Raw genomic sequence first — 11,832 nt, forward strand, 5'->3', positions numbered from 1 at the left:
ATCATTATCCGATTCAAAATGAGTTACATACGCACCGCACGGATTGTCATACGGAACATACGGCGGATTATACGGAAACGGATATCTTGTATTTGTATATTGATGGCGGTCATAACCTTGAGTTTGCCAACATGACGGTACAGGAATTTTATCAAAGCCGTCTGTATTTCCGTCCTTAAAATCTTCCGGAACATCATCAATGCAAGTGTAATACATAAAATTCCACTCACCGTTTAAAACCTGCTTTCTGTCATTCGTTCCCTTTCTTGCATTTTCTATATCCGAACACGGCATATAATACGCTCTGTTTTCTTCTGTATTAATATGCAATGTGTTTAAATCATTGTAGTATTTTTCAATCTGCATACCTTGTCCTCCTATTCATATTTTAGTATATCCGAGCGGTTAATTTTTGTCAATACGATTAGCAAATTTTTATTTTATCTGCATATCGGCAGATGTCAAGAAATTAGTTTGGATTCTGCGAAAATGAACTTGTCGGCGTACACAGGTACGTTAGAGTTTATTTTCGCTGAAAGTGCAAAGGCAAGCCGTATATTAAAGATAGGCTTGCCTTTTGTTTTTTTATTAAATTATAAGAATAATATTTTGCACGTTCCAGACAATTTATTGACAATCTGAGGGGACACTGAATTTTAGTGTCCCCTTCTACTATTTTCCTTCACCTACACGTATTCTCGTAAGTGCTCTTTTTAATTTTATTTCAGCGGCTCTTTCTTCGTAGTCGGAAGCTTCTTTAATTTTCTTTTCCGCCGCCTCTTTTGCCCTCAACGCACGTTCAACGTCAATATCTTCGGACCATTCAAACGTACTTGCAACAAGTCTGACTGTTCCTTTTTTCACATTCAAAAGTCCTCCCGAACACGCCGCCGTTCTTACATCGCCGTTCGTTGTAACTCTTGCCACACCCGTATCGACAGGCGTTACATAATCGCAGTGACCGCTCATAATACCGACGTCGCCCTCAGTAGTACGAACAAGTAATTTTTCCGCATCACCGTCAAACATAAGTCCGTCGGGCGTTACTATCTGCAAATGAAATGTATTCATAATTATTCACCCATTTTCTTTGCTTTTTCACGAACTTCGTCAATACCGCCCGCGAAAAGGAAACACGATTCGGGAATATCATCACATTTACCCTCGATAATTTCCTTAAAACCGCGAATTGTTTCTTTAATCGGAACGTATTTACCTTTCATACCTGTAAACTGTTCCGCAACAGAGAACGGCTGTGACAAAAATCTCTGAACCTTTCTCGCTCTGTTTACGGTATTCTTGTCCTCTTCCGAAAGCTCATCCATACCCATAATCGCAATAATATCCTGCAATTCGGTATATCTTTGAATTATACGCTGTACCGCTCTGGCTGTTTCGTAATGCTCCTTACCCACAACTTCTGGTGTCAAAATTCTTGACGTTGATTCAAGCGGGTCAACCGCCGGATAAATACCCAACGAAGAAATCTGTCTTGACAAAACGGTTGTTGCGTCAAGGTGAGCAAATGTCGTTGCGGGAGCAGGGTCTGTAAGATCGTCCGCAGGTACATAGACAGCTTGTATCGAAGTTATAGAACCGTTCTTTGTAGATGTAATTCTCTCCTGCAAAGCACCCATTTCAGTAGAAAGTGTAGGCTGATAACCGACCGCCGACGGAATACGTCCGATAAGTGCCGAAACCTCCGAACCGGCTTGTGTAAATCTGAAAATATTATCAATAAACAAAAGCACGTCCTGATGTTGCTTATCTCTGAAATATTCAGCCATTGTAAGTCCCGAAAGCGCAACTCTCATTCTTGCACCCGGCGGCTCGTTCATCTGACCGTAAACAAGCGCAGTCTTATTGATAACGCCCGACTCTTTCATTTCATTATAAAGGTCGTTACCCTCTCTCGTTCTTTCGCCGACACCGGCGAAAACACTGATACCGCCGTGTTCCTTAGCGATATTATTGATAAGCTCCATTATAAGAACAGTCTTGCCGACACCGGCACCGCCGAAAAGACCGATTTTACCGCCTTTTGCATACGGTGCAATAAGGTCAACAACCTTAATACCCGTTCCAAGTATTTCCGTTGTCGGATTTTGTTCTTCGTATGTCGGCGGCTCACGATGTATACACCATTTTTCTTTTGTTTCGGGATTAGGCATATTATCAACCGCATCACCCAAAACGTTAAAAATTCTTCCGAGTGTTTCTTCACCGACAGGCACTTTAATTCCCTCACCTGTATCAACGGCGTCCATACCTCTGACAAGTCCGTCCGTCGAGCCCATCGAAATACATCTGACAACATTGTCGCCTATATGCTGTGCAACTTCCGCAACAAGCCTTTGACCTTTATTGTCAATTTCAATGGCATTTAAAATATTAGGCAATTCACCGTCCTCAAACCTTATATCAAGGACAGGACCTATTATTTGAACTATTTTTCCAACGTTATTCATACATAACTCCTTCATCTCTATATAGTCCGTAATTTTATAATTTGTAATTTTTTTCGCAGTGCTGCTTTGCAGTTTGTGATGCCGTACAGGTGTACTGCTCCAAACAAAAAGTAGTGCTGCGGGAAAAATTTCGGATTATAAGTTATTCGCACCTGATATTATCTCTGTTAATTCCTGCGTGATTGATGCCTGTCTTGCTCTGTTATATTCAAGGCTCAGATTTTCAATCATTTCCGACGCATTGTCCGTTGCGGATTCCATCGCATTTCTTCGTGCCGATAATTCCGACGCAACCGATTCCGACACAGCACCGTACACCATTCCGGAAATATAATAAGGTATTATCTGTGCAAAAGTTTCCTCTGCGTCAGGCTCATACACAATAAGGCTGTAATTCATATTACGCATACCATCTTTTGTATGCTCAACTCTTATCGGCAGAACATTTTCCGTCTTAGGCTCTTGCGTAAGCATATTGACAAAGCTTGTATACGAAAGAATAAGGTGCGTAAATTCGCCCTTTTCATACGCCTTTGCCAATAAACTTCCTATTGCGTGACAATCGGAGATTTTTATATCGCCTGCTTTGGCATATGTGTCGGTATACACATTATCTTCACCGAAATGCTCCACAACCTTTTTACCTATCGGGAAAATTATATCTCCGTCTTTTATGTCAAGAGATTTAAACAAATTGTTGTTATATCCGCCTGCAAGCCCTCTGTCACCGGCTATAACAATATGACACGTTTTGCCCTCTCTCTCACGCGTAAATACAGAACTGAAATCCTTATTATCCTTTGCTATATCTTCAAGCGTTTCGTGAAGTATATTAAAATACGGCTTTGAACGCTCAATACTCTCGGACGCTTTACGCATTTTTGACGCGGCAACAAGCTCCATGGCTTTTGTTATCTGCATAGTCGAGCTTATACTCTTTATTCTGTTTTTTATTGTCTTCATTGATGAAGCAGACATCAGAGCATCCCCCCTACTTTACAAAACGTTTCTTACAATCTTCAACAGATGAACGGATTTTTTCTTCACATTCTTTACTCATTTCACCTGTGTTTTCAATCGTATCTATTATATCATGTGCATTATTTTCAATATACTCAAATAATGATGTTTCAAATTCCTGTATTCTTTCAACAGGTATATCTTCAAGCAAATCGTTTATAACCGCATAAATAATTACCACTTGCAATGATACTCTTATCGGCGTGTTTCTTCCTTGCTTTAGCACTTCAACTATTCTCTCACCCTTTGCAAGACGCATTTTTGTGTCTTTATCAAGGTCCGAGCCGAACTGTGCGAATGCTTGAAGTTCTCTGTACTGTGAATACGAAAGTTTCAGACTTCCGGCAACTTTTTTCATTGCCTTTATCTGTGCGTTACCGCCTACACGCGACACGCTTATACCGGGATTGACCGCCGGCATAATGCCCGAATGGAATAATTCCGTTTCAAGGAATATCTGTCCGTCCGTAATTGAAATTACGTTTGTCGGTATATATGCCGAAACATCGCCCGCCTGTGTTTCTATAATCGGCAATGCCGTAAGTGAGCCGCCGCCCAAATCCTCCGACAATCTCGCCGCTCTTTCAAGCAATCTTGAATGTAAATAGAATACATCGCCCGGATACGCCTCGCGTCCCGGCGAACGTCTTAAAAGCAGCGACAACGCTCTGTATGCTACTGCGTGTTTTGACAAATCGTCATACACAATCAAAACGTCCTTGCCTTTATACATAAAATATTCGCCCATTGCACAACCTGCATACGGTGCAATATATTGAAGTGCCGGCATTTCAGACGCCGTTGCGGAAACGACAATCGTATAATCCATCGCACCGGCCTTTTCAAGCGTATCAACGATTGACGCAACCGTTGAACGCTTTTGACCTATCGCAACGTAAATACAAAGTACGTCCGTATCTTTTTGGTTTATAATGGTATCAACCGCAATCGCCGTTTTACCTGTTTGTCTGTCACCGATTATAAGTTCTCTCTGTCCTCTGCCAATAGGTATCATAGAGTCAATCGCCTTTATACCTGTCTGCAAAGGCACGCTTACAGACTTACGTTCGATAATTCCCGACGCCGGAGACTCGACAGGTCGGGTTTCGGTTGTGTTTATCGCACCCTTGCCGTCAATAGGGCTTCCGAGAGCGTCAACAACACGCCCCAAAAGTGCATCACCAACTGGAACGTCTGCAACACGTCCTGTACGTTTCGCGATACTGCCCTCTTTTATTCCCATATCATCACCGAGAATAACAACGCTGACGTTATCTTCTTCAAGGTTCAGTGCCATAGACATAACTCCGCCGTCAAGCTCGATAAGCTCACCGGCCATACACGCATCAAGTCCGTGTATACGTGCAATTCCGTCACCGACTTCTATAACATAACCCGTTTCTGTTTCGCGTATTATATTATCGTAATTTTTAATTCTGTCCTTTATAACTTTGCTTAAATCCTGCATCTTCTACTCCTATGCTATATCAAAGCTTTTTTTAAATCTTCAAGTCCTGATTTTATACTTGAATCAATCCGTATACCATCTGTTTCGATTATAATTCCGCCTATACATTTTTTATCAACGTGCATTTTCAAAACTACTTTTCCGCCTGTTTTCTTTTCAAGTTTCTGCAATAGTTTTTCTTCCAAATGCTTGCCTATAGGCTTTGCTGTTGTAACATTAACAATTTTTATACTATTGTCCTCATTATACAGCTTTTCATATGTTTTAAAACATTCCCCGATGTGATGTACACTATGCTTTTCCGAAAGTAACTTTAAGAAATTCAAAACATATCTGTTCACCTTGCCCAAGAAATCTTCGTTGAGTATCTCCATAAGGTCATCACGTTCGATTTGAGGTGCATCAAGTATTTTAACATATGCAGGGTGTTCGTTAAATAACGAAACAATCCCCGCAAGATCAACCAAAATCTCTCTTGACATCCCCTCATCTTTTGCAAGGTCGTAAAGCGAGGCACCGTAAGTCTGTGGTGCAGACATATAAATCACCTACATTCTATCAATAATATCAGAAATTAGTTCTTCATCATCACTGTCAGTTAATTTTTTGCCTATAATTTTTTCTGCCGCATCGACAGCCATAGACGCAATCTCTCTCTTTGCGTCAGTGACTGCGTTCTGCTTATCTTGTTCAATCTGCTTTTGACTCTTTTCCATTATATACCGAACTTTTTCATTTGCCTCATTTACAATAGATTCAGAGCGTTTGTCCGCCGTTTCAACCGCCGATTTTATTATACCGTCAGCCTCATTTTTTGCAGACAAAAGTTTTTCTTCGTATTCACTTTTAAGGCTTATCGCCTTATCGTTGGTTTCCTCTGCCTGTTTATACGAATTTTCGATTTCTTCTGCGCGTTCATCAAGTATCTTCGTTACAGGTTTAAACAAAAACTTCTTTAAAAGCAGAAACAATATGAGCAGGTTTGCCCACGTAAAAATCATTGTCCATGTGTCTATGGATACAAAAGGCAAATATTCATTCATTTGCTCTCATCCTTTCGCTGTTTGATTAAAGAAGTCCTATAAGCGGATTTGCAAACAATAAAATCAATGCGACAACAAGACCGTAAATACCTGTTGATTCCGCAACCGCACAACCAAACAACATTGTTGAAGTAATTGCGCCCTTTGCCTCAGGCTGTCTGCCGACTGCCTCTGCCGCCTTACCTGCCGCAAAACCTTGTCCTATACCCGGTCCGACACCTGCTATCATTGCAAGTCCCGCACCTATTGCCGACGCCGCTAATATAATTGCTCTTTCCATTTTAAAAATCTCCTTTGTTTTATATTTATTGTTGTTTTTTTATTGTTGTTTTTTAGTCGCCTGCACCTTGAACAAACACCATCGTAAGCATACAGATTATATATGCCTGCAAAAAGCTTGTGAACAGGTCAAAGTAAACCGAAAGTATTGCCGGAATACCGACTTGTAAAATCGGTATTGTTGCAAAGAAATCATTTGGTATCCACGAAAGTATAACACTGCTAAGACTCGCCAAACCGCCGTATACAAGTGATGTTATAACAAGACCTGCGGCAATATTACCGAAATGACGGAACGTCATTGAAACAGGGTTTGCGATTTCACTTATAAGGTTGAGCGGCGTTATAACCGGTACAGGTTCGGTAAACGACTTAAGCCAACCGAGAACACCGTGATTTTTGATGTTCGTCACCTGTATCATAAGGAACGTCACTATCGACCACGAAAGTATAACGCTTAAATCAGCCGTTATCGGTCTTAAACCCGTAAGCGACGATAAACTTCCGACTATCGAAAATATAAAAAGCGTTCCTATATACGGTGCGAACGACATATATTTTTCACCCATTGTATCCTTTACAAGATTGTAAAGCATTGTAATGAGTTTTTCTGCCACAAGTTGTTTTTTTGACGGATTTCTTACTCGCATACCGTGTGTCAGCCATACAGACACTATCACGAGTGCCGCCATTATAATCCACATATTGACTATACTTTCGGTTACTTTAATTCCACCGAAAAGCGGTATCTCAAATAAAACCTTAGGTCCGTTCATCTTCTGACACTTCCCTTTCCTTTTTTCTCGTAAGATTTAGTATGAATATAGAAATCTGCGGGAATATAAGCGGAATTATAACGCATACATAGTTTAGATAATCAACCTTTGTTGCCCAAATTACCGCAAGTGCAATAAGTGCCAGCCTACCTATATAACCGACTCCCATAAGTCCGGACGCACCTTTTTGCTTTGACACACATCTTTCAAGGATAATTCCCATAAGTGCAAAGTTTAAAATTGCCACCGCACATCCGAGAAGTGTTCCGAATATTGCAGATAAACCAAAAAACTTTGTCGGCAAAGTAACAAGTACTTGCACCGCTCCGAGTATGATTACACCTATTGCAATATTTCTTATTTCGACAAGTAAAGTCTTTGACACATATTTCCCCTCTTTCTCTTTTTGATACTATATCTATTTTACCATAATACTTATTATTTTCAACCCTTAGTTTTCCGACAAACGTATATTTTTAAACAATTTTATCGTTATTTGTCGTTTATTCTTTCATTTTCTCACTTATACACAAATTTATCCTTTTCTTTGTTGCACTTTGCACAAAGAATAATGAGTATATTTTCACTTTTTGTTTAATTGTCTTAATTGGAAAGTGTGTTGACTTTCTTCTTATTAATACTAATCATAAATATTGTGCCGATAATCGCCGAAATAATCTCTGATATAGGAAATGTCAGCCATACAAGCCACGCATTATCCATAGATTGAATTGCCAAAAAAGAAAATCCCCAAGCAACCGGCAATACAAATAAAATTTGTCTGCATACCGAAATTATAAGTGATTCAATACCGCTTTGAAGTGCCTGAAAAATACCCTGATATGCAATATTAGCACCTGCAAATATAAAACTTACGGCTATAATACGCATTGCACTTACGCAAAGACTTTGCGTTGTTCCCGACAATCCGAAAACAGCCGAAAACGGCAAAGCAAAAATTTCAAGAAGTGCTATGCCTATTACCATTATTATAAATGTATATAACATTCCGTATTTTATACCGTCTTTAACTCTCTCTTTGTCACCTTTACCGTGATTGAATGAAATTATAGGAGTTATTGCATCTCTCAGTCCAAATGCCGCAAACAATATAAACTGTTGTATTTTATAGAAAAGTCCGTATGCCGTAACCATTGCCTCATCTATTCTGACAAGTATTATGTTAAAACCGTATGTCATTGCCGACATAAGCGCCTGTGCTATAATTGCAGGAAATCCTATCGCATATATTTCTCCTATTATTTTTATTGACGGTTTCATATATTTTATGCCGTTTTTTATCGACTTATTCAATTTCAAATGAAAAACAAGCGCAACAATACAAGATGCTATTTGTCCGATAACCGTAGCATATGCCGCACCCTTTACTCCCATTTGCGGAAGTCCGAACAATCCGTAAATCATTATCGGGTCAAGAATTATATTTATAACCGCACCCGTTATTTGTGCAACAGTCGAATACAGCGACAGTCCCGTTGCCTGAAGCATTTTTTCAAATATTGAAAAGAACACAATACCCATCGATATTACACTGCAGATACTCAAATAATCAGTTGCCATATCGTATATCTGTGAATTTGTTGTCTGTGTACCTATGTATACACCGACTCCGAAAATTCCGAATATAAGGCAAAGCACATATATGATTATCGCCAAAAGCATCGCATTTCCGCCTACTCTTGCCGCCTTTTTACTGTCACCCATACCAAGGCATCTCGATAAAAGTGCATTCGTTCCCACTCCCGTACCTATGCTTACCGCCACCATAAGCATTTGTATCGGAAATGCAAGCGTCAAAGCGTTTAATGCCATTTCTCCCGTACCTTGCATATTTGATACAAACGCACTGTCCACAATGTTATAAACCGCTTGCAATACCATTGATATTATCATAGGTGCTCCAAGCGTCAGCATTAGTTTGTTTACAGGCATTGTCCCCATTTTGTTAATTGATTTTTCCATATCGTTATCCTCCTAAAATTATTGAGCAAAAAAATAAAGCGTAAATCCATAAATCTGGATTTACGCTTTTCGCCACTCGACTACTCGAATTATACCTCATATAAAGCTAAAAAGTCAAGATATTTTTTAAAATCCCAACGGAATTTTGAACAGAATAAATGTCATTAACAGCAATGTCCATGATACCATAAAGATAACCGAATACGGAATCATCATTGATATTAAGTTACCAGCCGTAAATTCCGGTTTATACTTTCGCATATACATAAGCACCACTCCCGCATACGTCATAAGCGGTGTTATGATATTCGTTGACGAATCGGCAATTCTGTATGCCGCCGCAACAACATCGGGCGTCATTGAGCTGTTTACATGGTATAGCATCGGCACAAAAATCGGTCCGAGCAACATCCATTTTGAACTCAATCCGCCAACAAACAGATTAATAAATCCTGTTATCAATATAAAGCCAATTATAAGCAATATCGGTGAATTTGACGCACCGACCGCCTGCAAGCCCATTGCTCCGATATACGTTATATACGTTCCCAAATTTGTATAAGTCAAAAGTGACAGGAAGTTATAGCTGAAGAACGTCAAAACAATCGCATATCCCATTGTACCGATTTGCTTAGACATAGCTCCGACCATATCGCTGAGTTTTCTGAACTTACCCACAGCATATCCGTAAAACATTCCCGGTACAAAGAATATGAATGTAATTATCAATATGATGTTATCAAGAAACGGTGTTACGGTTTTACCTGTTTCGTCAACATATGACGAAAGCGGTCCGAATCCAAGCAATGCTACTGCTGCAAGTGCTGTCAAAAGTCCCGCACCCGACCACCAAAGTGCTCTTTTTTCTTTATCCGAAACAACAAATTCACTTACATTTATATCTGACGGAATTATATATTTCTGTTTTTCAAATTTAGGTTTTACAAACTTTATTGTAACAAATCCGCCTATTATTACAAGCATTACCGTTGACGCAAGCATAAAATAATAGTGCATTGTCACAGGATTTATCGCTTTTCCGAGATACGAAACGAACGGTATATTCTGACTGCTTGCAAAAGCCTCCGCATTTGTACCGATTATAACGTCAACAACCGTTGCCGGTATCAAATTTGCACTGAATCCTGCACTTACGCCTGCAAACGCCGCCGCCATACCTATAAGCGGATTTTTTCCTATACCGACATATAAAAGTCCGGCAAGCGGTATCAAAATCAAATATCCCGCATCTGTCGCAATATTACTCATTATTCCGAGAAATACAAGCACAAACGGCAGCAGCTTATCCGATATATTTGTACCCATACGTCTTATAAGTGCCGACAAAAGTCCCGATTCTTCCGCTATGCCTATACCAAACATTACTATTAATATAGTACCTACTATACCTCCGGCATATCCGAGCCAATTATCAAGTATCGCATTTGAGAATATCCACCTCACATTTTCGGCAGTGAACATATTTTTAATCTCATAACTCACGCTTGTACCGTCAGCTGAAGTCATAGAGAATGTATTTCCTCCGAATATCCCCGTTACAACAAGTACCAATATATAAAGCAATATAAAAATTATAACAGGGTCAGGTATTTTCTGTCCGAGTTTTTCAATTATTCCGATTTTATCTTTTTTACGCAAAACAAAAATCACTCCCTTCTGTATGATACTATACCATACGGGAGTGATTTAATTCAACGAACAATATATGCCAAAAGCTATTTGATAACTATTGTCTTGATGATTTGATTTTGAACAGGTACATCGTCCATACCCATATCAGTTAGTGAATGAGTTTCGGTTTCCGCGATTTTATCCACATATTCCATACCCGATGTTACCTTACCGAATGACGCATACTGACCGTTAAGCGACGGACTGTCTTGGTGCATAATAAAGAACTGACTTGACGCACTGTCCATACTTATCGCCGTTCTTGCCATTGATATAACACCTCTTTCGTGAGGTATCAAATTAAAGTATCCGTTTTGGATAAATTCACCTGTTATTGTATCCGTTTCGTGCTGTGTCATATCGGTATCATAGCCGCCTCCCTGAATCATAAAGTCTTTTATAACTCTGTGGAACACAAGCCCGTCATAAAAATTTTCATTTGCAAGTTTAACAAAATTTGCAACCGTTTTCGGTGCAATATCCGGATAAAGTTCAAGCTCAATATTACCGCCGTCCTCAAGTTGAATTTCAGCGTTTACAACGTTTCCTGTGCCGTCAGCATAACCCTTATATGCGTCATATTTTTCGGCAAAAGCCTTTTCATATGATTCAAATTTCTTTGCAAGTCCTTCTTCTACATTTTTCTTTGTGTAGTCGATTGTAACGGTTGATGTACCTCCGTCCCAATTAACCGTTGCGCCGAACATTTCCGATATTGCTCTTAGCGGTACCATTGTGTAGTCATTCATTATAGTCGGCGATACGTCCATTACAGTTGTATCTTCAAGCGCAGTTGCCGAAGTTTTAAATGCGTGGTCTTTGTCAATCCAAGTAAAATACAGATTACTTCCGTCACAAAGTGTTATACCCTTTGTATCTGCGTCCCACGACACGTCACAACCAAGCGCCTCCGAAACAGCTCTAAGAGGTACAAGTGTTCTTTCTTCAACAATTACAGGTGCCATTTCGGGATGAATTTCTTCACCGTTTACCTTTACCGTAATATCACTCGCCTGTACTGTCGGAACCAATGCCATTGTCACCGTCATTATTGACGCCAACATTAAGCTTAACTTTCTCATTCTTATTTCTCCTTTTCTTAC

The 11,832-nt window shown here is 39.7% G+C and carries 13 protein-coding genes and 1 pseudogene; all 14 read right to left on the reverse strand.

Translation table 11 applies throughout. The features are described from left to right. A partial coding sequence (locus tag ACLTU0_RS07785; protein WP_412321931.1) for a sugar-binding domain-containing protein occupies positions 1-366 on the reverse strand: 366 nt, incomplete at its 3' end. Between the two features lie 306 nt (positions 367-672). Next, entirely contained in the window at positions 673-1,071 is a 399-nt protein-coding gene (atpC, locus tag ACLTU0_RS07790) for an ATP synthase F1 subunit epsilon (protein WP_412294878.1), read from the reverse strand. 2 nt (positions 1,072-1,073) lie between these two features. After that, positions 1,074-2,468, reverse strand: a complete 1,395-nt coding sequence (atpD, locus tag ACLTU0_RS07795) for a F0F1 ATP synthase subunit beta (RefSeq protein ID WP_412321933.1) — start codon at positions 2,466-2,468, stop codon at positions 1,074-1,076. 135 nt (positions 2,469-2,603) lie between these two features. Beyond that, positions 2,604-3,446 (reverse strand): ATP synthase F1 subunit gamma, encoded by an 843-nt coding sequence (gene atpG / locus ACLTU0_RS07800; protein WP_022230371.1) that lies wholly within the window; start codon positions 3,444-3,446, stop codon positions 2,604-2,606. A gap of 13 nt (positions 3,447-3,459) precedes the next feature. Further along, positions 3,460-4,956, reverse strand: a complete 1,497-nt coding sequence (gene atpA, locus ACLTU0_RS07805) for a F0F1 ATP synthase subunit alpha (RefSeq protein WP_022230370.1) — start codon at positions 4,954-4,956, stop codon at positions 3,460-3,462. A 14-nt stretch (positions 4,957-4,970) separates the two neighbouring features. After that, on the reverse strand, positions 4,971-5,495 hold the full coding sequence (gene atpH, locus ACLTU0_RS07810) for an ATP synthase F1 subunit delta (protein ID WP_022230369.1): 525 nt from the start codon (positions 5,493-5,495) through the stop codon (positions 4,971-4,973). A 9-nt stretch (positions 5,496-5,504) separates the two neighbouring features. Continuing rightward, positions 5,505-5,999 (reverse strand): F0F1 ATP synthase subunit B, encoded by a 495-nt coding sequence (atpF, locus tag ACLTU0_RS07815; RefSeq protein WP_412321935.1) that lies wholly within the window; start codon positions 5,997-5,999, stop codon positions 5,505-5,507. A gap of 25 nt (positions 6,000-6,024) precedes the next feature. After that, positions 6,025-6,279 carry an ATP synthase F0 subunit C gene (gene atpE, locus ACLTU0_RS07820; protein WP_022230367.1) on the reverse strand — a complete coding sequence of 85 codons (255 nt, stop codon included), beginning with the start codon at positions 6,277-6,279 and terminating at the stop codon, positions 6,025-6,027. Positions 6,280-6,331: 52 nt separating this feature from the next. Then, positions 6,332-7,054, reverse strand: a complete 723-nt coding sequence (locus tag ACLTU0_RS07825) for a F0F1 ATP synthase subunit A (protein ID WP_308456678.1) — start codon at positions 7,052-7,054, stop codon at positions 6,332-6,334. After that, positions 7,041-7,439, reverse strand: a complete 399-nt coding sequence (locus tag ACLTU0_RS07830; protein WP_022230365.1) for an ATP synthase subunit I — start codon at positions 7,437-7,439, stop codon at positions 7,041-7,043. Before ACLTU0_RS07830 ends, ACLTU0_RS07825 begins: the two co-directional genes overlap by 14 nt. Before the next feature lie 218 nt (positions 7,440-7,657). Continuing rightward, positions 7,658-9,037, reverse strand: a complete 1,380-nt coding sequence (locus tag ACLTU0_RS07835; protein ID WP_412321937.1) for an MATE family efflux transporter — start codon at positions 9,035-9,037, stop codon at positions 7,658-7,660. Between the two features lie 126 nt (positions 9,038-9,163). Beyond that, positions 9,164-10,696 carry an AbgT family transporter gene (locus ACLTU0_RS07840; RefSeq protein WP_412321939.1) on the reverse strand — a complete coding sequence of 511 codons (1,533 nt, stop codon included), beginning with the start codon at positions 10,694-10,696 and terminating at the stop codon, positions 9,164-9,166. Between the two features lie 77 nt (positions 10,697-10,773). Next, on the reverse strand, positions 10,774-11,256 hold the full coding sequence (locus ACLTU0_RS07845) for a peptidylprolyl isomerase (protein WP_412321940.1): 483 nt from the start codon (positions 11,254-11,256) through the stop codon (positions 10,774-10,776). Between the two features lie 141 nt (positions 11,257-11,397). Beyond that, positions 11,398-11,811 (reverse strand): annotated as a pseudogene (locus ACLTU0_RS07850) (copper amine oxidase N-terminal domain-containing protein); the annotation flags it as partial. Positions 11,812-11,832 lie beyond the last annotated feature (21 nt).

This window comes from Hominilimicola sp. (assembly GCF_046972485.1).
Lineage (GTDB): Bacteria > Bacillota > Clostridia > UBA1381 > UBA1381 > Hominilimicola > Hominilimicola fabiformis.

Bases quoted from the DNA above. Each gene is read 5' to 3' on its own strand.
- atpC (WP_412294878.1), bottom strand. From the start codon at position 1,071: ATGAATACATTTCATTTGCAGATAGTAACGCCCGACGGACTTATGTTT.
- atpD (WP_412321933.1), bottom strand. From the start codon at position 2,468: ATGAATAACGTTGGAAAAATAGTTCAAATAATAGGTCCTGTCCTTGAT.
- atpG (WP_022230371.1), bottom strand. From the start codon at position 3,446: ATGTCTGCTTCATCAATGAAGACAATAAAAAACAGAATAAAGAGTATA.
- atpA (WP_022230370.1), bottom strand. From the start codon at position 4,956: ATGCAGGATTTAAGCAAAGTTATAAAGGACAGAATTAAAAATTACGAT.
- atpH (WP_022230369.1), bottom strand. From the start codon at position 5,495: ATGTCTGCACCACAGACTTACGGTGCCTCGCTTTACGACCTTGCAAAA.
- atpF (WP_412321935.1), bottom strand. From the start codon at position 5,999: ATGAATGAATATTTGCCTTTTGTATCCATAGACACATGGACAATGATT.
- atpE (WP_022230367.1), bottom strand. From the start codon at position 6,279: ATGGAAAGAGCAATTATATTAGCGGCGTCGGCAATAGGTGCGGGACTT.
- ACLTU0_RS07825 (WP_308456678.1), bottom strand. From the start codon at position 7,054: ATGAACGGACCTAAGGTTTTATTTGAGATACCGCTTTTCGGTGGAATT.
- ACLTU0_RS07835 (WP_412321937.1), bottom strand. From the start codon at position 9,037: ATGGAAAAATCAATTAACAAAATGGGGACAATGCCTGTAAACAAACTA.